Consider the following 26,904-nt stretch of genomic DNA (forward strand, 5'->3'; position numbering starts at 1 on the left):
CCCGCACTATGTCTGACATAGTGCGGGAATCAACGCATCATGCGAGAACGGACGCCGGGGCCTGCGACGCAGGAGTCGGGACTGCTCGTGTCGCGTAAGTTCTGTGCCCCGATCAGGCTGCGCCGCAAGGTCTGACACACTGGATGTCGTGATCAGAGTGGGCCTGACCGGCGGCATTGGAGCCGGTAAATCGACCGTCGCGAAAACCTTCATTGAGCGGGGCGCTTATCACGTCGATGCCGATAAAATTGCGCGGGAAGTCGTCGAACCGGGGACACCTGGTCTAGCCCAACTTGTGGAAGCATTCGGACCAGAGATCCTCGACGAAGCGGGCGCTCTTGACCGCCCGTCGTTAGCAGCGCGGGCCTTCGCTGACGACGACAGTCGCAAGCTGTTGAACTCGATAACTCATCCCCTGATCGGTGCTCGCACCCAAGAACTGACCGACGCCGCCCCAACGGGATCAATCATCTTGCACGACGTTCCGTTGCTGGTGGAAGGCCATATGGCGCCGTTCTATCACCTGGTGGCCGTGGTTCATACCGACGCCGACGTGCGACTCGATCGCCTGGTCAATCTACGCGGCATGGACGTAGACGACGCGCGATCGCGCATCGCCGCGCAGGCAACAGACGAGCAGCGCCGCGCCGTTGCCGATCTGTGGCTTGAAAACTCGGGGGCGCCGGAAGCGTTGGCGGCACAGGCCGTCGCGGCTTGGGACGAGCGCCTGATCCCGTTCCGCGACAACGTTGCTTCCGGGACCGCGGCGCCAATGCCGACAGACGTCGTCTCCTACGACCCCGAGTGGGCCGCTTTGGGGCAGCGCGTCGTGAACCGCATTTGGGCACTGGTCGGCGGAAATGCGTCGGCGGTGGTCCATGAGGGACCGACTTCGGTGGTGGGACAAGCCGCGGCGCCCGTCGTCGACATTGCCGTTACGGTCTCCGACTTCAGCGTTGCCGATTCGTTGGCCGAGGCGCTCGCGAAGGGCGGTTTCCCACTGGTGTCGTCGACGCACGACGAACGCCTTCACGCCAGCGCCGACCCCGGTCGCCACGTGCGAGTGCACGTGCGCGCTTAGGTTTCCGGCCCCATCACCTGACGCAATAGGCTGCAGGTCCACAACGAGAAATGCGCTGAGACTCGTAGAGTCCCAGCGCATTTCTCTTGAGATAACTGGTCGCTATGCGACTTCCTCGCCGTCGCGCTCGGCAACGAGGTTGAGGGCGATGTCGACAATCATGTCTTCCTGGCCACCAACCAGGCGACGCTCGCCGCACTCGGTCAGGATGTCGCGGACGTCGAGGTCGTAGCGCTTAGCTGCGGTCTCGGCGTGACGCAAGAACGACGAGTACACACCGGCGTAGCCCAGGGTGAGGGTCTCACGGTCCACGCGGACCGGACGGTCCTGCAGCGGGCGAACGATGTCGTCAGCGGCATCTTCCAGCTTGTTGAGGTCGCAGCGGTGCTCGAAGCCCGACAGGTTCGCAACCGCAACGAAGGGCTCGATCGGGCAGTTGCCTGCACCGGCACCGTGACCGGCGAGCGAAGCATCGACGCGGTACACGCCGTTCTCCACGGCGACCACCGAGTTCGCGACCGACAGCGACAGGTTCTCGTGAGCGTGGATACCGATCTCGGTTTCCGGCTTCAGCGCACCGCGGTACGCCTTCACCCGGGCCACGACGTCGTTCATCGTCAGGCGGCCGCCCGAGTCGGTGATGTAGACGCAGTTGGCGCCGTACGATTCCATCAGCTTGGCCTGCTCGGCCAGCTTCTCCGGGGTCGACATGTGCGACAGCATCAGGAAGCCCGACACGTCCATGCCAATTTCGCGTGCGGCGGCGATGTGCTGTGCGGAGACGTCAGCCTCGGTGCAGTGCGTGGCGATGCGGACCGAGCGGACACCGAGGTCCCAAGCGTGCTTCAGCTCTTCGACGGTGCCGACGCCCGGCAGAAGCAGCGTGGTGAGGCGAGCGTTCTTCAGCACGCTCGCCGCAGCTTCGATCCACTCCCAGTCGGTGTTGGAACCGGGACCGTAGTTGACCGAACCGCCGGCCAGTCCGTCACCGTGTGCGACCTCAATGGCGTCAACACCAGCTTCGTCGAGCGCCGAAACGATGCGCTTCACATCGTCGGTGCTGATCTGGTGGCGGAGGGCGTGCATGCCGTCACGCAGGGTGACGTCCTGAACGAAGATCTTGTGGCTCATGCCGTTGCTCCTTCTTCTGCGCTGTTGGCCTTCAGCGCCGCGATCCGCTCGGCGTACTGCAGGCCTGCGGAGGTCATGATGTCGAGGTTGCCTGCGTAGGCGGGCAGGTAGTGGGCAGCGCCCTCCACTTCGAGGAACACCGAAACCTGGTGCGTCGGAGCCGATTCCGGCTCTTCGGTCATCAGGGTGCCGACGGTGGCGTCGGGCGCGATCTCGTTGATCTGCACCTTCTGCTTCAGGCGGTAGCCGGGGACGTACGCCGACACATCGGCAACCATCTTCTCGACCGAATTGCGGATCTGATCCTGGGTGTCCAGGTCGGGGGCGTCGACCAGCGCATACACGGTGTCGCGCATGATCAGCGGCGGCTCGGCCGGGTTCAGGATGATGATGGCCTTGCCGTTGCGGGCACCGCCAACCTGCTTGATGGCTTCCGAGGTGGTCTCGGTGAACTCGTCGATGTTGGCGCGGGTGCCGGGACCCGCCGACTTGGAGGCGATCGACGCGACAATCTCGGCGTAAGCGACCGGTGCCACGCGGGAAACAGCGGCGACGATCGGGATGGTGGCCTGGCCACCGCAGGTCACCATGTTCACGTTCTGGGCGTCGAGGTGATCGTCAATGTTGACGGCGGGCACCACGTAGGGGCCGATCGCGGCGGGCGTCAGGTCAACCATGCGCTTGCCGAGCGGTTCCAGGATCGACGCATTGTGCTTGTGCGCGCCAGCCGAAGTCGCGTCGAAAACGATCTCGATCTCGTCGAAGTTCGGCAGCTTGACGAGGCCCTCGACACCCTCGTGGGTGGTCGGGACGCCGAGACGCTTGGCGCGGGCCAAGCCGTCGGAGTCAGGGTCGATGCCGACCATCGCACCCATTTCCAGGTACTTGGACGTGCGGATCACCTTAATCATCAGATCGGTACCGATGTTGCCCGAACCGATGATGGCGACCTTGGTCTTATTTGAGTCGGTAGAACTCATTGGGGGTTCCCTTCACTAAAACGAGCATTCACCGATCCGAGGCCCGAGATCTCAACGACAACCTCGTCACCGGATTCGATAGGACGCATGGGGCCGAGCGCACCGGACAGGATGACCTGGCCTGCGCGCAGGGGTTCGCCGAAGTCGCGGGCGGCCTTCGCCAACCACGCCACAGCGTTGAGCGGATCACCGAGGCAGGCCGCACCGTTTCCGGTCGACACTTCCTCGCCGTTGATCAGCATGGACATGCCGGTCTCGACCGGGTTGAACTCGTCGAGAGTTTTGTGGACGGTGCCGAGAACGTATACGCCGGACGACGCATTGTCGGCGACCGTGTCAGCAAAAGCGATATCCCAGTTCTTGATCCGGCTGTCGCAAACCTCGATGGCCGGGACACCGTAGTCGATGGCATCGCGGATCTGCGCGACGTCGAGTGGTCCGTCAGCGAGATCGGCCTTCAAGACAAAGGCGATCTCAGCTTCGGCTTTCGGCTGTAGCAAACGGTCCATCGGAACCAATTCACCGTTGTCGTAGGCCATATCGTCGAACAGCACACCGAAGTCGGGTTGGTCGACACCCATCTGCTCCTGAACGGCCTCGGACGTCAGGCCAATCTTGCGCCCGATGATCGTGGCACCCCCGGCGACGCGGCCGGCGGTGAGTCGTTCCTGGACGCGGTAGGCGGCCGGAAGGTCAGTGGGTCCGATGAATTCACGAACTGGGGCGCAGGCCTCGCGGGTCTGCAGCGCGGTCAGTAGCCGCTGGGCCGCCTGCGCTTCGGCGGCATCGCGATCAGAGTTGTCGGTCATGTTCACTATGCTCACCGCTCAACGATCAAGTGAGAAGCCTGGCGTCTCACTGAGCGAGACGAACCCACGTAAACTTGCCCCATGTCCCGCGCCACGCCTCCACGACCGCCGTTGACCTCGGATTCTGCGATCGTCGACCTGGATACGGTCGTCGGCAAAGTTGTGACAATACTGCGCGCATTCACCGTTGACGACGCTGAACTCACGCTCGCCGAATTGGTCCGTCGAACCGGACTCCACAAGGCGACGCTGCATCGTCTCGCCGGTGAGCTTGTCGGCGTTCGACTGCTCGATCGCACCGACGGCGGCTACCGACTGTCCGGCGGCCTTTTTGAGCTCGGCATGTTGGCGTCGGTGGAGCGGAGCCTGCTTGAGATCGCCATGCCTTTCCTTCAAGATCTCTACGCCCGCACCCATGAGACCGTCCACCTTGGCGTTATCGATGGCCACGAGGTGGTGTACGTCGCGAAAATCGGTGGTCATCGACAGGCGTCGGCTCCGTCACGTACCGGCGGTCGTATGCCGCTGCACTGCACGGGAATCGGGAAAGCCCTTCTGGCCCACAGTGATCCGAGCTTGCAGGCCGAGGTTCTCGCGGGCCCCCTCGAGCGCCGGACGCCGCGCACCATCGTCGCCCCAGGCATCCTGTCTCGACAGTTGCATACGATCAGGGAGAAGGGTGTCGCCTTCGAATACGAGGAGTCGGCACCCGGAATCGCCTGCGTCGCAGCGCCCATCCTCGACGTCGGTGACAACTCCGTCGTCGCCGCGATCAGTGTGACCGGGCCACTAGCTCGCTACCGGCCCGAAGCACACGCTGACGCCGTCCGAGCTGCAGCCACCGGCATCGGGTCAACACTCGACCGACGTCGCGCCCTGCGTTAAGCCCGTCCACGACCAGAACGATTGTTAATGTTGCGGATATGTCCGCAACCGAGGCCGCCTCCGACAGCGCGGAAAGCTATCCGCAACTCCCCGCCACCAGCTGGGCTGTCCTCGGCATGCTCACCCTGGGCGAAGGGCTCACCGGTTACGACTTGAAGAAGTGGGCCGACTGGAGCATCGGCTACTTCTACTGGAGCCCCTCGGTGAGCCAGATCTATGCCGAGTTGAAGAAGCTCGAGAAGGCCGGCTTCGTCACGTCGGAGGTCGTTTCTGAGCCTGGCGAACGTGGTCGGCGCGTATACCAAATCACCGAAGCCGGAACACGTGCGGCGCGCAACTGGTCTCGCGATGCACCGGTCGAACAGCCCGTCCTCAAGCACGGTCTCATGCTGCGACTGTGGATGGGCCATCTCAACGACCCCGAGCACCTCAAGCAACTCGTTCGTACGCACATCGCCAATTTGGAAGACCTGCGCGATCAGACTGTTCGGCGCGGAAAGTTGGCCAGTAACGAGCCAGCCTGGGCGTACACCGTGATGAGCCTGGAATGGTCGCAAAAGTACTTCCAGAACGAGATCGACCTCGCCCACGACCTTCTCACTCAGATCGACCGCGCCACCGAAATCTATGCCGAAGCCGATCCCGTCGACCGGTTCGGCAATCCCGTTCTGCGTGAGCAAGGGGTCTGGCGCAGCGGCGACATCTAGACCCCAATTCATTGGCCTCGAAGCTTAGGCCTCGAATCTGGCAATCACCGTTCCGAGTCCGTCAACGGTGCAGTTGGCAGTGCGGTCGACGATCGCCGATTGAGCGCCAACGTCGGCGACGAGGACAATCATGTCAGCGGCGAGATCGATTCCATGACTGCGGCATCGATCAAGGACCCCAATGAGTTCTCGGGACCGCATCCCCAACTCCCCATCTTCCGCAGGTACCCACTCACCGATGGCGAATCCAGCTAGCGACGCATTATCGGCGATCGCGTCGGCGTTGGTCGCGAACCGTGAGCCGTACCGCGAGTCCGTGACGATCAGGGCCACCGCGACTGCGGAAACTTCGTCGATCGAGGATGCGGTCGTGGTCGAAAGCCGGTACGCCACTGCAGGTTCCACCTGCGGACTGATGAATCTGGAGAGCGAAGCCACTGCCCCACCGTCGTCAATCGCCATCGCGTCCGTGACTCGACCAACCATCCCCGCACGCCCGACGACGCCCACCACGCGTTCCCCCCGCATGGCGCGGCGGTTCACCAGCGCCTCTTGAACGCGGTAGGCGGCAGCGTCGTCGAATACCGCACGCACCCGATCGTCGGAGGCGATACTCGGCGTCTCGGCGCATCCGCGTTGGGCCGCATCCAGCACGATGGCCAGGGCCCGAATCTCGTGTTCGTTGAGGGAAGTCATTGCCCCCACTGTGATACCTGCCACTCAATTGTTCAAATCGCCGGGTAAGGAGCAACCGCCCCAGGCCGAGGCCGCGGTTCTGCAAGCAACACGGCACCATCCCTGGAACGATAGGCAAACACGCGCGGGCTTTAAGTGGCGGGGTTTGCGCCCCAGGGACTGTGCCCGTCGAGATTGTGCCCGTCGAGGTTGTTGCGCTTTCGATTTAAGGAGCCGTGAAATGTTCAACAAGATTCTGGTCGCCAACCGCGGAGAGATCGCTATCCGCGCCCTGCGCGCAGCAGTTGAACTCGGTATCGCCACCGTCGCCGTCTACCCTCACGAAGACCGCAACTCCGCGCATCGCTTCAAGGCTGACGAGGCCTACCAGATCGGTGAGCCCGGTCATCCCGTGCGCGCCTACCTCGATGTCGACGAGATTCTCCGGGTTGCCCGCGAATCTGGCGCCGACGCCATCTATCCCGGCTACGGCTTCCTGTCGGAGAACCCCGATCTCGCTCGCGCCTGCGAGGAAGCCGGCATTACCTTCGTCGGACCGTCCGCCGAGGTACTTCAGCTGACCGGTAACAAGTCTCGGGCCATAGCCGAGGCCAAGGCAGCCGGGTTGCCGGTACTGGCATCGACCGAACCCTCCACCGACCCCGCTGCCCTGCTGGCCGCCGGCCTGGAAATGACATTCCCGGTGTTCGTAAAGGCCGTCTCCGGCGGAGGTGGTCGCGGTATGCGTCGCGTCGACGATCCGCGCCAATTGGGCTCTGCGCTGCAGGAAGCTTCCCGCGAGGCCGAATCGGCGTTCGGCGACGGTGCCGTGTACATCGAACAGGCGGTGACCGCGCCACGCCACATCGAGGTACAGGTATTCGGCGATGCCTCCGGTGAGGTGGTCCACCTCTACGAGCGCGACTGTTCCGTTCAGCGACGCCACCAGAAGGTCATCGAGCAAGCGCCCGCCCCCGATCTCCCGGCAGACTTGCGTGACCGCATGTGCGCCGACGCCATCACTTACGCGCGCCATATTGGCTACACCCTCGCCGGAACCGTCGAATTCCTCCTCGATCGCCGCGGCGAGTACGTATTCATCGAGATGAACCCGCGCATCCAGGTGGAGCACACCGTGACCGAAGAAGTCACCGATGTTGATCTGGTTCAGACCCAGTTGCAGGTGGCTGCGGGTGCCAAGCTGGCCGACCTAGGCCTCACGCAGGACACCATTTCCATCCACGGATTCGCGATGCAGTACCGCATCACGACCGAGGATCCGGCCAATGGGTTCCGCCCCGACACCGGACTGGTCACCGCGTACCGGTCGCCGGGTGGTGCCGGAATTAGGCTCGACGGCGGCACTACCGTCGGTGCCGAGGTGGGGGCCTACTTCGACTCCATGCTGGTCAAGCTCACGTGCCGAGGCTCCAATCGGGAAATGGCGTTGGCCCGGGCCCGTCGTGCGTTGAAAGAGTTCCGCATTCGCGGCGTCACCACAAACATTCCGTTCCTGAAGGCGGTGCTCGACAATCCGACGTTCCGCGCGGGTGCCGTCGATACGGGGTTCCTTGCTGAGCATCCGGAGTTGCTCAATGCTCACGCGTCCGCCGACCGCGGCACCCGACTCCTGAGCTATCTGGCTGATGTCACGGTGAATGCCCCGCATGGTCGGGCACCGAGCGGTGTCGATCCGATCACCAAGCTGCCCCCACTCAGCAAGGAGCCGGTGTCGAGCGGCTCTCGGCAGCGCCTGTTGGAATTGGGTCCGCAAGCATTTGCCGCAGATTTGCGCGCGCAGTCGGCCCTCGCGATCACCGACACCACATTCCGCGATGCCCACCAGTCACTGCTCGCCACGCGCGTTCGTACCAAGGATCTCACGGCTGTCGCTGGCCACGTGGCAAGCAGCCTGCCCAACCTGTTTTCGATTGAGGCCTGGGGCGGTGCCACCTACGACGTCGCCCTTCGCTTCTTACATGAGGATCCGTGGGATCGGCTCGCGAAGCTCCGCGAGGCAGTGCCTAATATCTGCTTGCAGATGCTGCTGCGCGGCCGCAATACGGTGGGCTACACCCCGTATCCGACGGAAGTCACGGATGCCTTCGTTGCGGAGGCTGCCGCGTCGGGTATCGACATCTTCCGAATTTTCGATGCCCTCAACGACGTCGAGCAGATGCGTCCGGCCATCGAAGCCGTCCGCGAGACGGGGAGCGCCGTCGCTGAAGTAGCCCTTTGCTATACCGGGGACCTGTCGAATCCCGCAGAGAATCTGTACACGCTCGACTATTACTTGCGGCTCGCGGATCAGGCTGTCGAAGCGGGTGCCCACATCCTGGCAATTAAGGACATGGCTGGCTTGATGCGCGCTCCGGCGGCAACCACGCTGGTCACTGCCTTGCGTTCACGGTTCGATCTGCCCGTTCACGTGCACACGCACGACACCGCTGGCGGCCAACTCTCGACCTATCTGGCCGCATGGGCGGCCGGTGCGGATGCCGTCGACGTCGCGGCAGGCCCGATGTCGGGCGGCACCAGCCAGCCGTCGATGGCCGCCGTCGTTGCTGCGACCGCGCACACTGATCGCGACACCGGAATCAGCCTCGACGCTGTCTGCGACCTGGAGCCGTACTGGGAGTCGATGCGCGGTTTGTATCACCCGTTTGAGGCGGGGATTCCGGCACCGACGGGCCGCGTGTACACGCACGAAATCCCCGGTGGCCAACTGTCGAATTTGCGCGCCCAAGCCAAGGCGCTGGGGCTCGCCGATCGGTTCGAGGACATCGAAGACGCTTACGCTGGTGTCGACCACGCGCTGGGCAGGCTCATCAAGGTGACGCCGTCGTCGAAGGTCGTTGGCGATCTGGCACTAGCGTTGGTTGGCTCGGGAATTTCCGCCGAGCAGTTCGCGGCCGATCCACGCGTCGTCGACCTTCCGGCATCGGTCACCGGATTCTTCCGCGGCGAACTCGGAACCCCTGCCGGTGGTTGGCCGGAACCGCTGCGCACCAAGGCACTCGGCGGGGCACCCGCGGTAGTCCCCCCGTTGACGCCACTGTCGGAGGATGACCACGCTGGTCTCGCCGGCGAGCCGGAGACCCGCCGAAACACGTTGTCCCGGTTGTTGTTTCCTGGTCCCACCCGCGACTTCAATGACCACTGCAGGCTATTTGGCGATACGTCGGTGATCGGTACTCGCGAGTTCCTGTACGGACTGGTCCACGGCACCGAGCACAACGTGCAGTTTTCGCCCGGCGTCACCATGCTGTTGGTGCTGGAATCAATTTCGGAGGCCGACGAGCGCGGTATGCGCACCGTGATGTTCTGGATGAATGGACAACTTCGCCCGGTCCGCGTTCGCGACCGGTCGATCGAGGACGCGCGCCCGCGCGCCGAGAAGGCCGATCCGAATGTGCCCGGCCAGGTGCCTGCACCGTTTGCTGGCGTCGTGACGCTGACCGTGGCCGAAGGCGATGAGGTTGCTGCGGGCGACGCCATCGCCCATATCGAGGCCATGAAGATGGAAGCTGCCATCACCACGCCGGTCGGCGGCACCGTCTCCCGCGTCGCTGTGCCGGAAGTCGCGCAAGTGGAGAACGGCGACCTGCTGATCGCTATCACGCCAAGCAGGTAGGTTCGGGTTCGCTCTCACCCGCATCCTCAGCACCATCCGCCAGGCGGCAATGGAGGTAACCGAAGCGGCGGCGATTGCGCCCGCAGCATCCGGTGACAGTGTCCTCCGAGTTCGGAGTCGGGGCACTACCACGAGCTGACTAGAAATCGACTAGATGAGGGGGCTCTGAAAATGGGCGAGGACGTCTCACGCCACTACTTCACACGCCAAGATCGATCGCGCTTTCGGGAGCGGGTGAATCGCTGTCTGGAAGCGCTCGCCCAGATGCTGGCACAAGATGAATTTGATGTCGCCGAGCCCAAGATCGGCATCGAAGTCGAGCTGAACCTTGTCGATTCTGATGCCGAGCCGGCGATGGCGAACTCGCAAGTGCTGGAGGCAGTCGATGACGACACATTCCAATCCGAGCTCGGGCAGTTCAATATTGAGATCAACATGCCCCCGCACCCGCTGCGCGGCCAGCACCTACTTAAGTTCGAATCGAGCCTGCGCGGCGTGTTGAATTCGGCGTCCGGCCACGCCCGGACGTCGGGACATGAATTGGCGATGATTGGCATCCTTCCGACGCTGCGCGAGGAACACCTGACACGCAAGGCGATTTCCGACGACCCCCGCTACGGGCTGCTCAACGAGCAGATGGTCAACGCCCGCGGAGAGGGTATCGAACTGCACATCACCGGCATGCCACTTTCAAATTGGAGCGCGCCAGAGCAGCTGGATACCAGCTTCGAGACCATCGCGCCCGAGGCCGCCTGCACGTCACTGCAGTTGCACCTACAGGTACCACCCGACCAGTTCGCCGCCCATTGGAATGCCGCGCAGGCGATCAGCGCGGTGCAAGTTGCCGTCGGTGCCAACTCCCCCTTCCTATTCGGCCGCGCCCTCTGGCATGAGACGCGTATGCCCCTGTTCGAGCAGTCCACCGACATTCGTCCGCCAGAGCTTGTCAACCAGGGAGTGCGGCCGCGAGTCTGGTTCGGGGAACGGTGGATCACCTCGGTCTTCGATCTATTCGAGGAGAACTCGCGCTACTTCACGGCATTGTTGCCCGTGTGCAGCGACGAAAACCCGCTAGAGGTCCTCGCTGCGGGTGGAACTCCACGCTTGGCCGAACTCCAGATGCACAACGGCACCATCTACCGATGGAACCGCCCCGTCTACGACACCGCCGACGGTGGACACCATCTGCGCCTAGAGAATCGAGTGTTACCGGCGTGCCCGTCTGTGGTCGATACCCTCGCCGACGCGGCGTTTTACTACGGGCTGGTGCGTGGGCTAGTCGACTCGGATCGGCCGCTGTGGTCGCAGATGGACTTCGACATGGCGAGCGAGAACCTCACCGCGGCTGCGCGCGGCGGATTCGACGCACGGCTGCATTGGCCGGGCGTGGGCTCTGTGGGGCCTAGCGCTCTGGTGCTGCATCGGCTGCTGCCGATCGCGCACGCCGGCCTCGCCTCCTTTGGCGTGGATAGCCCAGTGCGCGAACGATATCTCGGCATCATCGAGCAACGGTGTGCCGCAGAGAGAAACGGTGCGCGATGGCAGCGGGACGCGGTGCGTGCACGGGAAGACGCGGGCGCATCTCGAAAACAGGCGCTCACCGAGATGCTCCATGACTACCTCACCCTGATGGGAGAGGGCGAGCCCGTGCACACCTGGCCAACATAGGCCGCGTCAACGGCCGGATCGCCGCGCCTCAGTCGTTCTTCCTGTCGTGCTCCCGGCCGATGTGGAGCTTGTCCTTCACCCGCGCAAGGCCCTCGGACGCGAGTGCCTTCGCCGAGTCCCGGATGACATCCAACTCCTCCGGGTCGCCCTTAAGCAGCGCCTCACCGGTGTTCTTCGCGAACTCGAAGGCGATGTGCGGCGGGAGCGGCGGCACGTTCTTGCTGGTGTACGCGTCGATGACGGTGACACCACGGGTGGCGAACGCGGTGTCCCATGCTGCGGCCACATCGTCGTCGTGCTCGACGCGAATTCCGGTGAAGCCGAGCAGTTCTGCCCACCCGGCGTAATCGACGGATTCGACGTCCTGCGCAGTGGACCACACCGGGTTGGCGTCCTGCGTGCGCATCTCCCACGACACTTGGGTGAGGTCGTTGTTGTGCAGCACCATGATGATCAGCTGCGGATTGTCCCACTCCGTCATGTACTTCTTGATGGTGATGAGCTCGTTCAGGCCGAGCATCTGGAACGCTCCATCACCAATCGTGCAGATGACCGACCGGTCTGAGTACGCGAACTTCGCCGCGACCGCGTACGGCATGGCTGCGAGCATGCTCGCGAGCCGCCCAGACAGATCGCCCATCATGCCGCGGCGAAACCGGATGTGGTGGCCGTACCAGTCCGCGGTCGTTCCGGCGTCGGCGGTGACGATGGCGCGCGGCGGAAGCCGCTTGTTGAGTTCATGGTAGACCCGCCGCGGGTTAACGCCGTCCGGATAGGTCAGCATTGCCTGGGCCTCCATCTCGTTCTCCCATTCGACCATCTCGTCTGCGACCGTGCTCTGCCACGACAGGTCGGTCTTCTGTTCGAGATGCGGGATCAGGGCGGCCAGGGTCGCCTTCACATCACCCCAGAGGTTGAGCTCGGTGGGATAGCGCAAGCCCATCTGCTCCGGCTTGAGGTCCACTTGGATGGCCCGCGCCTGTCCGCTGGCCGGCAGGAATTGGCTGTAGGGGTAGTTGGTACCCAGGAACACGAGAGTGTCGCAGCCGCTCATCTGATGCAGACTCGGCCTGGAACCGAGCAGCCCCAGCTGCTGGGAGTGGTACGGCACGTCGGAGGGCACGACCTGCTTGGCGCGCAGCGCGGTGATGACGCCGGCACCGCACAGCTCGGCGGCCTTCACCACCTCGTCGGTCGCGCCGTTCGCGCCGTGGCCGACGATGAAAGTGACCTTGCTGCCAGCGTTGATGATGGCGGCGGCCTTCAGGATCTCGACCTGCGGCGGGATGATCGAGATGGACGGCGCAACGGCACTTGAGCGCGAGACCCAGTTCGTCGGGATCAGCTCAGGCATTTTCATCCCCTGCACGTCGTGGGGAATGATGACCACCGTCGGCCCGAGCCGCACGCGTGCCGTCCGGAACGCCGTGTCCACGACGGCCTGCGCCTGTTCCGGAGAGACGATAGTCTGCGCATACAGCGCGACGTCCGCCACGACGCGTTCTATGTTGCTTACCTGCTGCGTGAACGTGCCCAGCGCGTTCACCCCCTGCTGCCCGACGATGGCCACCACCGGTTGGTTGTCCATCTGCGCGTCGTACAACCCGTTGAGTAGGTGGAATACGCCTGGGCTCGAGGTGGCAATGCACACGCCGATCTCGCCGGTGAACTTGGCGTGCGCTGTCGCCATGAGCGAGCAGATCTCCTCATGCGTCGGGCGCACATATTTCAATCCTTCACCCGCGCGCCCGGCCTTCTCGAGTGCGCCGTCGAACTCGCCAATGCCATCTCCTGGATAGGCGAAAACCCGACTGACGCCCCATTCTCTCACCCTTTGGATCACAAAATCGCTGACAGTTGCCATCGGATTCACCCTTCGTAGGACACCTGCGCCAGTCGGCTGGCCCCTCTACTTACTACTTTTGTTCGGCTCGCACCAGCGCCTCTACCTTGGTGCCAAGTTCGGCATCGACGTGCTTCCAGTAGTCGAACGCGCGCGCCAGCACCGGCTCTGTCACCCCGGCCAACAGATGCCCGGCGATGTTGTCCGCGAGTCGCTGCCGGCCAGCGTCGTCGAGCACGTCACGGACCAGCGTCCCCGCCTGGCCCCAATCGTCGTCCTGCTCATGCAGCGAGTACGCCTCCCGCACCATCTCGCCGCCGGACTGCCAGCCTGCCGGTTCACCAGCGACGGCGGGATCCGCGTGCGGCCCGCCTTTGGAGTTGGGCACGTAGACCGGGTCACCCGGATTTTGGTGGCGCATCGCGCCATCCTTGGAGTATGACCGCACCGTTGTCGCGCGCGGAGTGTTGACCGGCAACTCCTTGTAGTTGGCGCCGATGCGATGGCGATGGGAGTCCGGATAGGCGAATAGCCGCCCGAGCAGCATCTTGTCCGGGCTCGGGCCCGTGCCCGGCACCATGCTGCTGGGCTCGAAAGCCGCCTGCTCAATCTGCGTGTGATAGTCGTCCGGATTGCGATCGAGAGTCATCTTGCCGACCTCGATCAGCGGGTAGTCCGCATGCGGCCAGACCTTTGTCAGGTCGAACGGGTTAAACCGATATTCCGCCGCGTCCTCGAAAGGCATAATCTGCATCTTCAGCGTCCAGCTCGGCGCGTCCCCGTGCTCGATCGCCTGCCAGAGGTCGCGCACGTGGTAGTCGCCGTCCTCGGAGGCCAAACGGTCTGCCTCTTCTTGGGTAAGGCACTCGACACCCTGGTCGGTCTTGAAGTGGTACTTGACCCAGAACCGTTCCCCGCCTGCGTTCACCCACATGTAGGTGTGACTGGAATACCCGTTCATATGTCGCCAGGAGCGCGGTATCCCGCGATCACCCATCAGCCACGTGACCTGGTGGGCGGACTCCGGGGACAGGGTCCAGAAGTCCCACTGCATATCGTGATCGCGAAGGTTGTTGTCCGCTCGGCGTTTCTGCGAGCGGATGAAGTCTTGGAACTTCATCGGGTCTCGCATGAAGAAGACCGGCGTGTTGTTGCCGACCATGTCGAAGTTGCCTTGCTCGGTGTAAAACTTGACGGCAAAGCCACGGGGGTCGCGCCAGGTGTCGGGGCTGCCACGCTCGCCCGCGACAGTGCTGAATCGAACCAGTGTCTCGGTCACCTTCCCTGGCTGGAACAAGTCTGCCTTGGTATAGGCGCTGACATCGTTGGTGACCTCGAACCGGCCGAATGCGCCGCCGCCCTTCGCATGCGGTTGACGCTCAGGCACCCGCTCTCGGTTGAACTGCGCCATCTTCTCGATCAGGTAGTGATCCTGCAGCAAGATTGGGCCGTCCCTACCGACCGTCAAGGAAAGTTCGTCGCTGTACACCGGGACTCCGGCATCGTCTGTCGTGAAGTTGTTGTCAGTCATCGTTCTCCTCGGTTGTCTGCCATCCGGATAGCCGTTGGTCGACGTGCCACGCCAGCGCGTGATGGACCAACAGGTCACTCCTTGAAGGTGCCAGCAGCGGCCGCGTGCTCCATATGCCACACACCCAAACTCTGGTTACCCGTCTCGTCGGTTTTCAAACACTTCGACAATTGGTCCGCCCGGCTACAGGTCATCCCATGCAAGGTCTGCGAGCTCAGCGGGTCATTTCGAGGTCCAGACTGCTTGTACCGCAACGCCTTTCAGTTGACGTTCGAAGCAACCTCCGCGCCCGCAAATACAAAAGTGCCCCGAGAGCCGGAGCTCTCGGGGCACTTTTGTTAGCTAGCTAGCAGATCAGGCGTTGCCACCCGACAGCTTCTCGCGCAGAGCAGCGAGCTGCTCATCGCTGGCCAGCGAGCCACCGGTCTGAGCCGGTCCGCTGGTCGACGACGAAGACGAGCTCGAGGTCGATGCGGCCGCAGGGGCCTCGCTCGACGACGAGTAGTCGGTCGGAGCGTTCTCTGCCTCGGCAGCAGCCGCGGCGAACTTCTCCATCTGCGTGGTGTGCAGCTTGTGGCGACGCTCAGCCTCTGCGTAGCGGGCTTCCCACTCTTCACGCTGCTTGTCGTAGCCTTCGAGCCACTCGTTGGTGTCGGCGTCGAAGCCCTCGGGGAAGATGTAGTTCCCCTGGTCGTCGTAGCTGTCTGCCATGCCGTACTTCGAGGGATCGAATTCCTCGGTGTAGTCCTCGTTGGCCTGCTTCAGCGACAGCGAGATGCGACGACGATCGAGATCGATGTCGATGACCTTCACCAGCGCGTCGTCGCCGACAGCAACAACCTGGTCCGGGACCTCGACGTGGCGCTCGGCCAGCTCCGAGATGTGGACCAAGCCCTCGATGCCCTCTTCGACGCGCACGAATGCACCGAACGGAACCAGCTTGGTGACCTTGCCCGGCACGATCTGACCGATCGCGTGGGTGCGGGCGAACTGACGCCACGGGTCTTCCTGCGTTGCCTTGAGCGACAGCGAAACGCGCTCGCGGTCCATGTCGACGTCGAGAACCTCGACGGTGACCTCGTCGCCAACGGTGACAACCTCGGACGGGTGATCGATGTGCTTCCAAGAGAGTTCGGAAACGTGGACCAGGCCGTCGACGCCGCCGAGATCGACGAAGGCACCGAAGTTGACGATCGAGGAGACGACGCCCTTGCGGACCTGTCCCTTCTGCAACTGGTTGAGGAACTCGCTGCGGACCTCAGACTGGGTCTGCTCGAGCCAAGCGCGGCGCGACAGAACGACGTTGTTGCGGTTCTTGTCGAGCTCGATGATCTTGGCTTCGACCTCCTTGCCGATGTACGGCTGCAGGTCGCGGACGCGGCGCATCTCCACCAGCGAAGCGGGGAGGAAGCCACGGAGGCCGATGTCGAGGATCAGGCCGCCCTTGACGACCTCGATGACGGTGCCCTTGACGGCCTCGTCCTTCTCCTTGAGCTCCTCGATCGTGCCCCAGGCGCGCTCGTACTGTGCACGCTTCTTCGAAAGAATCAGGCGGCCTTCTTTGTCCTCTTTGGTGAGAACCAGGGCCTCGACCTCGTCACCAACGGTGACAACTTCGTTGGGGTCGACGTCATGCTTGATCGACAGCTCACGCGAAGGGATAACACCCTCGGTCTTGTAGCCGATGTCGAGCAGAACTTCGTCGCGGTCAACCTTGACGATGGTGCCCTCGACGATGTCGCCATCGTTGAAGTACTTGATCGTGGAGTCGATAGCGGCGAGGAAGTCCTCCGCAGTGCCGATGTCGTTGACGGCTACTTGCGGCGAGGTGATCGTGGGGGACGACATATGTTGAGTTGCTCCGGACAGGTATCTAGTAGGTACGGTAAACCCGGCAGTCTTCGCAGGCTGGACCCGGTTTCCTTGTTGTTCGCGCACCGCCTTGACGAGACCGCCCCGGCTGGTGCAAAGTATGCGCTCCGCGCACACACGTGGATCAGCGTACTACCCCCGGTCGACCTGCACAAATAGGGCTGACAAGCGCGCTAACCCAAGGAGTCTCAAGTTGCCGCATTCGATAGAAATTCTCCTCGATTCGGACACTGATGCAGCCATTCGTGACCAGTGGCACACCTTGGAGGAGGCTGGCATACCCAATTCGGGTCAAATTCGCGCGGGTACCGTGTCGCCACATTGCACACTCCTGGTGGGAACCACCATTTCGCCCGCGGCCGACACCGCCGTCGCGAGCACCGCCCAACGCCTCCCCTTTACCCTGAGCGTCGGTGGTGCTCTCGTGTTTCCGACCAAGAATCGATTTATCCTCGCCCGGTCGGTGGTGCCGTCGTCAGAATTGCTGGCGGTGCACGCAACCATGTTTCGCCTGGCCGACGACCACGTGACAGGGTTGGTGCAGCACTGCGCCCCGGGACAATGGACCCCGCACGTCACACTGGGCCGTCGTCTTACTGCCGAGCAGGTGGCGACAGCGCTCGACGTTCTGTCGTGGTCGAAGATCGACGGTCGTGCCGCGCGCCTGCGCCGTTGGGACAGTGACGAGAAGGTTGAAGTTGTCGCACCAGGTCGTGCCTGTTGAAAGGATGCCGACTCCCGTGAACTCCACTCCCCGCCCACCCCGCGTCCTGAGCGATGTCGATTCCGACGTAAGCCAGCGGGCGGCGCGCAACTGGTGGAACGACGAAGCCGCCGACTACCAGTCTGAGCATGGCCGCTTTATTGGCGACTCAACACCGGGCGGCGAATTTGTTTGGGGCCCCGAACGCTTCCGCGAGGCCGACGCACACCTACTCGGCGACGTCGAAGGTCGTGCCATTTTGGAAATTGGTTGTGGCTCGGCACCCTGCTCACGGTGGCTAAAAGCGCACGGTGCCAACGTGATTGGGCTCGACGTTTCCATCGGCATGCTGCGCAACGGCATTGAGGCGATGAAGCTCGACGACGCCCCCGTACCCCTGATCCAAGGTGGCGCCGAACACTTACCGTTTGCCGATGCCTCCTTCGACATCGCGTGCTCGTCGTTTGGTGCCGTCCCGTTTGTCGCCGATTCAGCGCGGGTGATGCGCGAAGTTGCGCGGGTTCTGCGACCCGGCGGCCATTGGGTATTTGCCACGAACCATCCGATGCGGTGGATGTTCCTCGATGACCCCGGTCCAGACGGCCTCGTTGTGCGGATGTCGTACTTTTCGCGGACCCCGTATTCGGAGGCCAACGACGACGGCGAGATCACTTACGTCGAACATCACCGCACCATCGGCGACCGAGTGCGCGAGATCGTCGGAGCTGGCTTAGTCCTGGAGGACATCGTCGAACCTGAATGGCCGGACGACCTCGAAGACGAATGGGGTCAGTGGTCCCCGCTGCGGGGGTCGTACTTCCCCGGCACCGCGATCTTTGTTTGCCGTAAGCCCTAACCCGTTCGAGCGGCGATTCGCGCCTGGACTTCGGGCCGTCGCAATGGCGGGACGGTCTGCGGTGGTTGTCGTCGTGCGGGAAGCTCGCCGAGTAGTTCCCGGGTTGCCGCAGCAACTGCTTCGACGGCCCGCTCCATCGGTTCCCGATTCGCCTCAGTAATTTTCCGAATCCCCGACACCTTCCGCACATATTGCAGCGCGGCGGCCTCAATCTCTTCCTCGGTCGCGGCAGGCTCCAGCCCTCGCAGTTCAGTGATGTTTCGGCACATAAACCAAGGCTACGAGCGTCCGCGGCGGGTGTCGATAGGGCGAAGGTTCGCCACGAACATCCGTTGCAATCCCATCGGACCACGTCGATTCCGAGGGCTTTGAGACGCGCTTCTCGACGTTTCTCGTCCCGTAGAACGTCGTACGCCGTCCTGGTGCCGGAGTTGTAGTCGAAGTACTTTCCGTAGCCGTCGAACTCACCGACTACCAAGCCGTCCCAGTCGAAGTCAGATCGCGCGACGAAGTCTCCATGTGCATCACGGAATCGGTGCTGCAGTCTCGGCACGGGAAGACCTCCGAGGATCATCTGCGCACGACTCCAGGACTCCCCCGGATTCGCAGCACCGGAGTCGGCGAACTCGAAAGCACGCCGAGCGATGCCAATCCCCTTGCGGTTGGACTGCAGTGCTGCCTCCAGCGAACGACGAGAAACCCCGGCGCGTAAAGCCGAATCCAGAACGGTCAGCGCGCCGGCGAAACCCATCGGCGAAGTACAAGCGACGGTGATGGCAGTCAAAGCCCGTGAGGTCGCACGTATGCCATCACGCTCATCGACGTCGTCGTCCTGGAGATCAAGAACCCGGCGCTGTAGTCCCTGCGCCCGAACGCGCCTCGGGGCGACGATCTCGACGGCATCGAAAGCAGGCTTCAACATCGAAAACCCATGGACCACGGCTGCAGCCTCATGTGAAAGCACCATCTCCGGATGAGCCTGAGACACTGCGCGGGCTTTCAACAGGTGTAGTTGCCCAGGAGTCCGGTCCTCTGAGACCACGAATACGCCCGTCAGGAGGCGCGTCAACTCGCCAGCCTGAACTGCCCTCGATAAGCGGGACCTATCCACCCCAGCTTTGACGGCACGACGCGCGTGCAGAATTCCGTTGGCATCGAATGGCAAGCTTTCAATCTTCATGCCAGTTAGACGCAGCAACGCCCGGATTGGTTCAAAAGTCGACACGTCAGCGTGTCGACGCGTGCCACGATCGTGCTTACAGCAGCTTCGACAGGAACTCTTGCGTTCGTGCTTCCTTCGGGTTGCTCAGCAAGTCGCGGGGGTCGCCGCGTTCGACGACGACGCCGCCGTCCATGAAGACGAGTTGATCGGCGACTTCTCGAGCGAAGCCCATTTCGTGGGTGACAACGAGCATCGTCATGCCTTCGGAGGCGAGATTTCGCATGACCTCGAGGACATCACCGACAAGTTCGGGGTCCAGGGCCGACGTTGGCTCGTCGAAGAGCATCAGTTTTGGATCCATCGCCAACGCACGCGCGATCGCGACTCGCTGCTGCTGACCACCGGAGAGTTGCGCGGGGTAGGCATCCGCCTTTGCTCTCAGACCCACCTGGTCGAGAAGATCGAAGGCACGCTCAACGGCCTGCGCTTTCGACTTGCCGCCAACGAGAACTGGTGCCTCGGTGATGTTCTCAAGTGCCGTGCGATGCGGGAACAGGTTGAAGTGCTGAAACACCATGCCAATCTCGCGGCGTTGGCGGGCCGAATCGCGCGGGCTCATCTCGTACAGCTTGCCGTCACGCTCGCGGTAGCCGATCAACTCACCATCGACGACGAGACGGCCAGCGTTGACCTTCTCAAGATGGTTGACGCATCGCAGGAACGTCGACTTACCCGAGCCCGATGGCCCGATCAGGCAGGCGACCTCACCTCGCTGGACCTCGAGGGAGACACCTTTGAGGACCTCGAGAGCCCCAAAGTTTTTGCACACGCGGTCGGCGGAAACCATCGGCACCGCTTTGGTCCCGGCGTTCGAAGCGGCGGTCATTTACCTTCCTCCACGATCGTCGTATTCGCCGCAGCCAAGGCAGCTAGCTGCCCGTCGGTCAGCTGGCGCGAAGCACCCTTTTGATAGTGCTTCTCCAAGTAGTGCTGACCGACCATCAGGATCGAGGTGACCACCAAGTACCACGTGGAGGCCACCAGCAGCATCGGGATTGGTTGAAAGTTGACGCCCGAAATATCGCGCGAGCGACCGTAGAGTTCCAGGCTGAACGGCACGGCCGCCACCAAGCTCGTTGTCTTTAACATGCTGATCACTTCGTTGCCCGTCGGCGGGATGATCACACGCATAGCCTGCGGCAGCACGGTTCGACGCATTGTCTGCCACCACGACATACCCAGGGCAACCGACGCCTCCATCTGGCCCTCGCCTACCGAGCTGATGCCGGCACGCACAATCTCCGCCATGTACGCGGCCTCGTTCAGGGCCAAACCAATCACGGCGAGGACAAATACGTACTCGAGGCTGAGTTGCTGAATGTCGATCGTGAACGCTGTCGGCCCAAACGGGATACCAACATTCACCGTCTTGTAGATGGACCCGACGAGGCCCCACAGCACCAACTGGACGTAGATCGGCGTCCCGCGGAATACCCACAGGTATACCCACGCCGTTGAACTGAGGACTTTGTTGGGTGACATCCGCATCACTGCCACGATGACGCCAAGCACCACACCGATGATCATCGCGAGCACAGTCAGCGCGAGCGTGTAGCCGACACCCGACAAGATTCGCTGTTCAAACAGGTAGTCCCAGTACGTGCCCCAGCGGAACGCGGAGTTGGTGGCGGCCCCGTAAATGAATAGGCCAGCCAGGGCCAGCACAATGACCGACGCCACCCACTGCCCGGGGTGCCGGAGTGGGATGGCCTTAATCGGCTGCTGGTCGTGCGGGGTGCCTACGGGTTCAGTGATCGTCATCGGTTCAGCCCTTCGCCCCGTTGATCGTCGACCGGGTAATCATTCCTGCTTCCACTCCCCAATGTTCGGCAATCTGCTGGTACTGGCCGTTGTCGATGAGGTACTGCAATGCCGCTTGAATCGCCTTCGCCAGCTGCGACCCCTTGGGCACCGGATACCCGTAGGGAGCGGCATCGTAGAGCGGACCCACCTGGACCAATTGGCCGTCGGTCTTCTTCACCGCGTACGCCGTAACTGGCGAGTCGGCTGAAAACGCGTCGACCTGCCCCAGTAGGAGTGCATTGACCACCTGGTCTTGCGTTTCGAACTTGACCTTGATGATCGGGTCCTTGCCCGCCTTGACGCACGCCGCACTCTTGGCAGGCACCTCGTCCGTATCTTCGACCGTCGTGCTCTGTACGCCGACACGCAATCCGCAGGCATTGTCCGGGTCGACGTTGTCGCCCGATCGCTGCGCCCACTGGATGCCCGCGCTGAAGTAGTCGACGAAATCGACTTCCTTCTCCCGCTCCAGCGAATCGGTGAACGACGACATCCCGATATCGAAGGTGCCGCCCTGCATGGCCGGAATAATCTTGTCGAAGTCGGCCTCGTTATAGATGGCCTTGATACCGAGGACGCTAACGATGGCGTTCATCAGGTCGACGTCGAAGCCAATAATCTCGCCGTCGCGGTTCTTGAACTCATTCGGCTGATAGGGCGGATTAGTGCCGACTTGGAGGACCCCGGCCTCAGCAATCTTGGCTGGCAGCAATGCGGCGATCTCCGGCTGTTTCTCCACCTGCAGGGACAACGGTTGGGTGTCGAGCGCCGACTCGTCGACGACACACCCCGTCAACGACGGTAGTGCCACCAACCCGGCGACTACGCCCGCCAGCACGGTGGCCCGCAACGATCGCTTTCGCATCCATTACCCCTGAAGAGACTTTGATCCGGTTTGCTCGCTCCGATTCACCGGTTTGGCGAGTCAATTGAGTATGGCGGATTGGCGCCCGACAGTCGCAGAGAGGGCCGAGAGTGCGCAGAGAGGTCCGAGAGTGCGCAACGAGGGCCGACAGTGGTGGCAGCTGCGAACCGGTTCATGTCAGGTGAGCGACGACCGCAGCGCCAAAGTCGCGAGTCGATGCCTTGCCGCCCAGATCTGCGGTGACCGTTCCGTCCGCGAGTACGTGCGCGACCGCACCGTCAATCGCATCGGCGGCGGCTTCGGCCCGAGCATCACCGGAACGGCGACCGTGCCACCGCAACAGCATTGCGACCGACAAGATCATGGCCACCGGGTTGGCCGTCCCGGTCCCCGCGATTGTCGGTGCCGCCCCGTGCACGGCTTGAGCCATCGCCTGCGTGTGTGAGGCGTTGATCGACGGTGCCAACCCGAGCGACCCAGACAACTCGCCCGCCAAGTCGGAAAGGATGTCGCCGAACAGATTCTCGGTGACGATGACGTCGTACTCTGCGGGCCGACGGACCAACAGCGCAGCCATGGCGTCAACATGCTCGGTGTCGACCCGCACGTCTGGATAGTCCTTCGCCACTTCGAGGCACACGTCGCGGAAGAGTCCAGTCGTTAACGCGAGCACGTTCGCCTTGTGAACAATCGTGACATGACCGCGACGGCGACGAGCCGCGTCGAAGGCTTCTACCGCGATCCGCTGCGACGCGGCTCTCGTCACCACGCCGACCGCCATCGCGATATCGGGTGTTGGCATGAACTCGCCGCTGCCGATCGTCATGTTGCGGTCGGCGTAGAAGCCTTCGCTGTTTTCCCGAACAATCAGCACATCAATGTCGGGCGAAGTTGCCGCCACGCCTGAAAGTGCTTGGGCCGGTCGAAGGTTCGCGTAAAGACCGAATTGCTTGCGGAGCACCGCACCGGGCGGTGGCGTCTGCAGTTCCCGCGGATACGCCGCATTATCGTGCGGTCCGACAACCCACAGGTCGAACCGTTCGAGCGAGTCGAGGGTCGCCGCAGGAAGCGGAGTGCCGTCACTGTCGATCGCCGTCGCTCCATAGGCGAGTGGAACTGCGTCGACGGTCAGTCCGTGGGCCGCGAGCGCCGCTTTCGCAACGTCCATGGCCACCGGAACCACTTCCGGACCCACGCCATCGCCTTCGAGGACCGCGACCCGCAGCACATCGCTGTGATCATCGTTGTGCTTGCTGGTCACTGACCGCTCCTCACGTAGCAGGATCCTTCGGCAAACTTTGCACAGACTCGTTGGGCCTCGGCCTCGCTGGCTGTCGGCCTCACCACGACATACGCGGACGTTGAACCGACGCGTGAACCGGGCAAGATCACCGCACCGTCGTGGAGCGACACTTCGGCCTGCGCATTGTCGTAGTTGTTGTACGCACCAAATTGGGCGTACCACGGACTCGATGGTGACTGAACCGGAGGCGTCGCCGCCGTTGCGGGGAGTGACGTCGGTGCCGTCGCGTGGGCGGTTGCCGTCGGCACGGGGGTGGCGTTCACGATACTTGTCACGACGGGCTGTTGAGCCGCAGCCGGTTCCGGTTCGCCGCCCGCATTGGTTTTCAGCAACCACAACAGCATTCCGGCCACACCAACGACCACCACACTGATGGCCGAAATCGCCACCACTAGCCAGTTGGCGGGTTTACCCGGCGGTCGTGGCGGCGGCGGGTACGAGGACAGTGGAAGCGGCTCTCCGTGCAGCGTCGAGTGCCGGTCAACATGTCCCCGATCGAAATCGTTCATGTGCACGGCTCACTTTCAGTGTGCGGCGTCGTCCCAACTGCGACCGTAGCCGACGGACACTTCCAGCGGCACCGACAATTCAATGGCACCGCCCATCTCTTCGCGAACCAGACTCTCTACGAAATCACGTTCGCCAGCAGCCACTTCGAGGACGAGCTCGTCGTGTACCTGAAGCAGCATCCGAGTCTGCAAGCCTTCCGACCGCAAACGCTTCTGCACGTTAATCATTGCGACCTTGATGATATCGGCGGCAGTGCCCTGAATCGGTGCGTTGAGCGCCATTCGCTCGGCCGACTGACGGCGCTGGAAGTTGTCGGAGTTCAGGTCGGGCAGGTAGCGGCGGCGGCCGAAAAGTGTTGCCGTGTACTCGTTTCGCCGTGCTTCTTCGACGACATTGTGCAGGTAGTCGCGGACGCCACCGAAGCGGTCGAAGTACGCTTCCATCTGCTGTTTGGCTTCCTCGCGACTGATTCCGAGCTGGGCCGCTAGGCCGAACGCCGACAATCCGTAGGCCAAACCGTACGACATCGCCTTCACCCGCGATCGCATCGTCGCGTCAACCTGGTCGACGGGTACCCCGAAGGCGCGAGAGCCAACGAAATTGTGGAGGTCCTCACCCGTGTTGAAGGCTTCGATGAGTCCGGCATCTTCCGACAGGTGCGCCATGATCCGCATTTCGATCTGCGAATAGTCCGCTGTCATCAGCGACTCGAACTCCGTGCTTCCCGCACCTCGGGCAACCGGTCCCGGCGCCACGACGAAGGCGTGACGAATCTGCCGGCCCGCCTCGGTACGCACCGGAATGTTCTGCAAGTTCGGGTCCGTGGACGACAGTCGCCCGGTAGCTGCGACCGTCTGATTGAACGTGGTGTGGATACGGACATCGTCGGCGATGGTCTTCTGCAGGCCTTCGACGGTGACGCGCAGTCGTGTCGCGTCACGGTGTTCTAGCAAGTGGCGCAGGAAGGGGTGCTCTGTTTTCTCGTACAGCGAGGTCAGCGCATCCGCGTCGGTGGTGTACCCGGTTTTGGTCTTCTTGGTTTTCGGCATGTCCAGCTTGTCGAACAAGATGGCCTGCAGTTGCTTCGGCGAACCGAGATTCACTTGCTCACCGATGACCTCGTAGGCGGCTTCGGCGGCGTCGCGCACCCGCTGCGCAAACTCCGATTCCAGGGCATCGAGATGGTCGACGTCAACCGCGATGCCCGCGCCTTCCAACTCGGCGAGCTCGAAGGCAAGCGGAAGTTCCATGTCTTTGAGCAACGCCAACGAATCGATGCGCTCGAGTTCGGTATCGAGGGTGTCGGCGAGTTCGGCGACGGCCTGCGCGGACAGCATCAGCTGGTCTGCTGCGCGCTGCGTATCGGCATCGTCGTCGAGGAGCGACAGTTGTCCGTCGCCGCCTGCGGAGTCGTCGGCCTTCAGTTCCCGACGCAAGTAGCGCAATGCCAGGTCGTCGAGATTGAACGACCGCTGCCCCGGACGGACCAGGTACGCTGCCAGCGCGGTGTCGGACGTCACTCCCTTGAGGGTCCATCCACGGCCGCGGAAGGCATGCAGCGCCCACTTGACTTCGTGGATGGCCTTGGGCCGAGTGGCGTCGGCGAACCAATCGGCCAGTGCCGCATCATCTTCGACGGTCAGGATGGTGGGATCGATGAACGCTGCTTCGCCGTCGACGCCGGCAATCGCCAACGACTCGACGTCACTGCCAACCACCTGGCGCGGCGCCGAGATTGCCAGCCCACTCCGACCGGTACCGGTGTGCTCAGCCAACCAGTCAGCAACCGAACCGGGAGCAAGGCGCGTGCCGCGGAGGTCGAAGCCCGACTCGGCTTCCGGTTCCACCGAGGTGAGTGTCGAGAAAAGCCGATCGCGCAAAACTTTGAACTCGAGATCGTCGAACAGCCGATGAATGCGGTCACGGTCCCAACCGTGAAGTGCGAGATCTTCCGGGGCTGCCGGAAGCGTCATGTCACGAACCAACTCCGTGAGCCGCCGATTCATTATGACGCCGGCCAAGTTCTCGCGTAGCGAGTCTCCAACCTTGCCGCGAACTTCGTCGGCTCGGTTAACGAGTTCCTCGAACGAACCGTATTCGCGGATCCACTTGGCTGCGGTCTTCTCGCCGACCCCGGGAATACCGGGGAGATTGTCGCTGGGGTCGCCGCGCAGGGCGGCGAAGTCGGGGTACTGCGCGGGCGTGAGACCGTACTTCTTCTCGACTTCTTCCGGCGTGAAACGGGTGAGTTCGGAAACCCCACGCTTCGGGTAGAGCACGGTGATGTTGTCGTTGACCAATTGCAGCGCATCGCGGTCGCCAGTCACGACCAGCACTCGGTACCCCTCGGCATCGGCCTGAGTCGCGAGAGTGGCGATGATGTCGTCGGCTTCAAAACCTTCGATCGCCATGACGGGGATTCCCATCGCCTCAAGAACGTCTTTGGTGAGGTCGACCTGGCCGCGGAACTCGTCGGGTGACTTGCTGCGCTGCGCCTTGTACTCGGGGAACATCTCCGACCGAAAGGTCTGGCGGGAGACGTCGAATGCCGCGGCGATGTGGGTGGGTTCTTCATCGCGCAGAAGGTTGATCAGCATGGACGTAAAGCCGTAGACCGCGTTGGTTGACTGACCGGTGTTTGTCTTGAAGTTTTCTGCTGGCAGCGCGAAAAACGCGCGATAGGCCATGGAGTGGCCGTCGATCAGCATTAACGTCGGCCGACTGCCAGCCTTGCCTGATGTACCGGAACCGGATTTGGTCGTTGTCTGCGCTGCACTCACGCCCACGAGTCTAGGGCTTACCCCCGACAAGATTCGCGGGCGATCG

Annotated in this window: 21 protein-coding genes; 7 read left to right on the forward strand and 14 right to left on the reverse strand. The window is 62.8% G+C overall.

Annotated elements, in window-relative coordinates; all coding sequences use genetic code 11:
* Positions 1–148: 148 nt before the first annotated feature.
* Complete coding sequence (gene coaE / locus WBA38_RS06145) at positions 149–1,081, forward strand: dephospho-CoA kinase (protein ID WP_424322311.1); 933 nt, start codon at positions 149–151, stop codon at positions 1,079–1,081.
* 102 nt (positions 1,082–1,183) lie between these two features.
* Here the strand turns inward: coaE and dmpG are convergent, their stop codons facing one another.
* The 3 genes from dmpG to WBA38_RS06160 are packed head-to-tail and all read right to left on the reverse strand — an operon-like array spanning position 1,184 to position 4,001.
* Complete coding sequence (dmpG, locus tag WBA38_RS06150; protein WP_424294250.1) at positions 1,184–2,212, reverse strand: 4-hydroxy-2-oxovalerate aldolase; 1,029 nt, start codon at positions 2,210–2,212, stop codon at positions 1,184–1,186.
* On the reverse strand, positions 2,209–3,192 hold the full coding sequence (locus tag WBA38_RS06155; RefSeq protein ID WP_424294249.1) for an acetaldehyde dehydrogenase (acetylating): 984 nt from the start codon (positions 3,190–3,192) through the stop codon (positions 2,209–2,211). The genes dmpG and WBA38_RS06155 overlap by 4 nt, the downstream gene beginning before the upstream one ends.
* A complete protein-coding gene (locus WBA38_RS06160; protein ID WP_424294248.1) occupies positions 3,189–4,001 on the reverse strand; it encodes a 2-keto-4-pentenoate hydratase in 813 nt (270 codons plus the stop codon). The genes WBA38_RS06155 and WBA38_RS06160 overlap by 4 nt, the downstream gene beginning before the upstream one ends.
* A gap of 81 nt (positions 4,002–4,082) precedes the next feature.
* Between WBA38_RS06160 and WBA38_RS06165 the strand changes: the two genes are divergently transcribed.
* Positions 4,083–4,886, forward strand: a complete 804-nt coding sequence (locus WBA38_RS06165; protein WP_424322312.1) for an IclR family transcriptional regulator — start codon at positions 4,083–4,085, stop codon at positions 4,884–4,886.
* Positions 4,887–4,924: 38 nt separating this feature from the next.
* The gene (locus tag WBA38_RS06170) at positions 4,925–5,593 is read left to right on the forward strand and encodes a PadR family transcriptional regulator (protein ID WP_424322313.1); all 669 of its coding nucleotides are present in this window, start codon (positions 4,925–4,927) and stop codon (positions 5,591–5,593) included.
* 24 nt (positions 5,594–5,617) lie between these two features.
* Here the strand turns inward: WBA38_RS06170 and WBA38_RS06175 are convergent, their stop codons facing one another.
* Positions 5,618–6,289: a 4-oxalocrotonate decarboxylase gene (locus WBA38_RS06175; protein ID WP_424322314.1), complete on the reverse strand. Its 672-nt coding sequence runs from the start codon at positions 6,287–6,289 to the stop codon at positions 5,618–5,620.
* Between the two features lie 220 nt (positions 6,290–6,509).
* Between WBA38_RS06175 and WBA38_RS06180 the strand changes: the two genes are divergently transcribed.
* Together WBA38_RS06180 and WBA38_RS06185 are read left to right on the forward strand one after the other, a co-directional pair.
* Complete coding sequence (locus WBA38_RS06180) at positions 6,510–9,902, forward strand: pyruvate carboxylase (RefSeq protein WP_424322315.1); 3,393 nt, start codon at positions 6,510–6,512, stop codon at positions 9,900–9,902.
* Positions 9,903–10,073: 171 nt separating this feature from the next.
* Positions 10,074–11,570, forward strand: coding sequence for a glutamate-cysteine ligase family protein (locus WBA38_RS06185; RefSeq protein WP_424322316.1), 1,497 nt, complete (start codon positions 10,074–10,076; stop codon positions 11,568–11,570).
* Positions 11,571–11,598: 28 nt separating this feature from the next.
* On the opposite strand, the gene WBA38_RS06190 is transcribed toward WBA38_RS06185, so the two are convergent.
* From WBA38_RS06190 to rpsA, 3 genes are all read right to left on the reverse strand, one after another.
* On the reverse strand, positions 11,599–13,434 hold the full coding sequence (locus tag WBA38_RS06190; RefSeq protein WP_424294242.1) for a thiamine pyrophosphate-requiring protein: 1,836 nt from the start codon (positions 13,432–13,434) through the stop codon (positions 11,599–11,601).
* Between the two features lie 52 nt (positions 13,435–13,486).
* Positions 13,487–14,944, reverse strand: coding sequence for a catalase (locus tag WBA38_RS06195; RefSeq protein ID WP_424294241.1), 1,458 nt, complete (start codon positions 14,942–14,944; stop codon positions 13,487–13,489).
* A 354-nt stretch (positions 14,945–15,298) separates the two neighbouring features.
* Positions 15,299–16,792, reverse strand: a complete 1,494-nt coding sequence (rpsA, locus tag WBA38_RS06200; protein WP_424322317.1) for a 30S ribosomal protein S1 — start codon at positions 16,790–16,792, stop codon at positions 15,299–15,301.
* Between the two features lie 358 nt (positions 16,793–17,150).
* Here rpsA and WBA38_RS06205 point away from each other — a divergent pair, with 358 nt between their 5' ends.
* Both WBA38_RS06205 and WBA38_RS06210 read left to right on the forward strand, forming a co-directional pair.
* On the forward strand, positions 17,151–17,540 hold the full coding sequence (locus tag WBA38_RS06205) for a 2'-5' RNA ligase family protein (protein ID WP_424295364.1): 390 nt from the start codon (positions 17,151–17,153) through the stop codon (positions 17,538–17,540).
* A gap of 4 nt (positions 17,541–17,544) precedes the next feature.
* Entirely contained in the window at positions 17,545–18,375 is an 831-nt protein-coding gene (locus WBA38_RS06210) for a class I SAM-dependent methyltransferase (protein WP_424322318.1), read from the forward strand.
* On the opposite strand, the gene WBA38_RS06215 is transcribed toward WBA38_RS06210, so the two are convergent.
* The 7 genes from WBA38_RS06215 to polA all read right to left on the reverse strand — a co-directional run bounded on the left by WBA38_RS06215 (position 18,372) and on the right by polA (position 26,786).
* On the reverse strand, positions 18,372–18,644 hold the full coding sequence (locus WBA38_RS06215; RefSeq protein WP_424295366.1) for a DUF2277 family protein: 273 nt from the start codon (positions 18,642–18,644) through the stop codon (positions 18,372–18,374). The genes WBA38_RS06210 and WBA38_RS06215 overlap by 4 nt on opposite strands.
* 987 nt (positions 18,645–19,631) lie before the next feature.
* Positions 19,632–20,384 (reverse strand): amino acid ABC transporter ATP-binding protein, encoded by a 753-nt coding sequence (locus tag WBA38_RS06220; protein WP_424295385.1) that lies wholly within the window; start codon positions 20,382–20,384, stop codon positions 19,632–19,634.
* A 35-nt stretch (positions 20,385–20,419) separates the two neighbouring features.
* Positions 20,420–21,358, reverse strand: coding sequence for an amino acid ABC transporter permease (locus tag WBA38_RS06225; RefSeq protein WP_424322319.1), 939 nt, complete (start codon positions 21,356–21,358; stop codon positions 20,420–20,422).
* Positions 21,359–21,362: 4 nt separating this feature from the next.
* The gene (locus WBA38_RS06230) at positions 21,363–22,265 is read right to left on the reverse strand and encodes an ABC transporter substrate-binding protein (RefSeq protein WP_424295369.1); all 903 of its coding nucleotides are present in this window, start codon (positions 22,263–22,265) and stop codon (positions 21,363–21,365) included.
* Positions 22,266–22,437: 172 nt separating this feature from the next.
* A complete protein-coding gene (locus tag WBA38_RS06235; protein WP_424322320.1) occupies positions 22,438–23,526 on the reverse strand; it encodes an isocitrate/isopropylmalate dehydrogenase family protein in 1,089 nt (362 codons plus the stop codon).
* On the reverse strand, positions 23,523–24,077 hold the full coding sequence (locus WBA38_RS06240) for an SPOR domain-containing protein (protein ID WP_424295373.1): 555 nt from the start codon (positions 24,075–24,077) through the stop codon (positions 23,523–23,525). Before WBA38_RS06240 ends, WBA38_RS06235 begins: the two co-directional genes overlap by 4 nt.
* A gap of 15 nt (positions 24,078–24,092) precedes the next feature.
* The gene (gene polA / locus WBA38_RS06245; protein ID WP_424322331.1) at positions 24,093–26,786 is read right to left on the reverse strand and encodes a DNA polymerase I; all 2,694 of its coding nucleotides are present in this window, start codon (positions 26,784–26,786) and stop codon (positions 24,093–24,095) included.
* Between the last annotated feature and the right edge of the window lie 118 nt (positions 26,787–26,904).

The sequence above is a fragment of the Gordonia sp. (in: high G+C Gram-positive bacteria) genome (assembly GCF_049647785.1).
Lineage (GTDB): Bacteria > Actinomycetota > Actinomycetes > Mycobacteriales > Mycobacteriaceae > Gordonia.

What these genes read in the sequence shown, in the direction of transcription:
- WBA38_RS06170 (WP_424322313.1), top strand. Translation starts at nt 4,925, where the DNA reads ATGTCCGCAACCGAGGCCGCCTCCGACAGCGCGGAAAGCTATCCGCAA.
- WBA38_RS06240 (WP_424295373.1), bottom strand. Translation starts at nt 24,077, where the DNA reads ATGAACGATTTCGATCGGGGACATGTTGACCGGCACTCGACGCTGCAC.
- WBA38_RS06175 (WP_424322314.1), bottom strand. Translation starts at nt 6,289, where the DNA reads ATGACTTCCCTCAACGAACACGAGATTCGGGCCCTGGCCATCGTGCTG.
- WBA38_RS06165 (WP_424322312.1), top strand. Translation starts at nt 4,083, where the DNA reads ATGTCCCGCGCCACGCCTCCACGACCGCCGTTGACCTCGGATTCTGCG.
- WBA38_RS06215 (WP_424295366.1), bottom strand. Translation starts at nt 18,644, where the DNA reads ATGTGCCGAAACATCACTGAACTGCGAGGGCTGGAGCCTGCCGCGACC.
- WBA38_RS06225 (WP_424322319.1), bottom strand. Translation starts at nt 21,358, where the DNA reads ATGACGATCACTGAACCCGTAGGCACCCCGCACGACCAGCAGCCGATT.
- WBA38_RS06185 (WP_424322316.1), top strand. Translation starts at nt 10,074, where the DNA reads ATGGGCGAGGACGTCTCACGCCACTACTTCACACGCCAAGATCGATCG.
- WBA38_RS06190 (WP_424294242.1), bottom strand. Translation starts at nt 13,434, where the DNA reads ATGGCAACTGTCAGCGATTTTGTGATCCAAAGGGTGAGAGAATGGGGC.
- rpsA (WP_424322317.1), bottom strand. Translation starts at nt 16,792, where the DNA reads ATGTCGTCCCCCACGATCACCTCGCCGCAAGTAGCCGTCAACGACATC.
- WBA38_RS06210 (WP_424322318.1), top strand. Translation starts at nt 17,545, where the DNA reads ATGCCGACTCCCGTGAACTCCACTCCCCGCCCACCCCGCGTCCTGAGC.
- dmpG (WP_424294250.1), bottom strand. Translation starts at nt 2,212, where the DNA reads ATGAGCCACAAGATCTTCGTTCAGGACGTCACCCTGCGTGACGGCATG.
- WBA38_RS06220 (WP_424295385.1), bottom strand. Translation starts at nt 20,384, where the DNA reads ATGGTTTCCGCCGACCGCGTGTGCAAAAACTTTGGGGCTCTCGAGGTC.
- polA (WP_424322331.1), bottom strand. Translation starts at nt 26,786, where the DNA reads ATGCTGATCGACGGCCACTCCATGGCCTATCGCGCGTTTTTCGCGCTG.
- WBA38_RS06180 (WP_424322315.1), top strand. Translation starts at nt 6,510, where the DNA reads ATGTTCAACAAGATTCTGGTCGCCAACCGCGGAGAGATCGCTATCCGC.
- WBA38_RS06155 (WP_424294249.1), bottom strand. Translation starts at nt 3,192, where the DNA reads ATGAGTTCTACCGACTCAAATAAGACCAAGGTCGCCATCATCGGTTCG.
- WBA38_RS06160 (WP_424294248.1), bottom strand. Translation starts at nt 4,001, where the DNA reads ATGACCGACAACTCTGATCGCGATGCCGCCGAAGCGCAGGCGGCCCAG.
- WBA38_RS06230 (WP_424295369.1), bottom strand. Translation starts at nt 22,265, where the DNA reads ATGCGAAAGCGATCGTTGCGGGCCACCGTGCTGGCGGGCGTAGTCGCC.
- WBA38_RS06195 (WP_424294241.1), bottom strand. Translation starts at nt 14,944, where the DNA reads ATGACTGACAACAACTTCACGACAGACGATGCCGGAGTCCCGGTGTAC.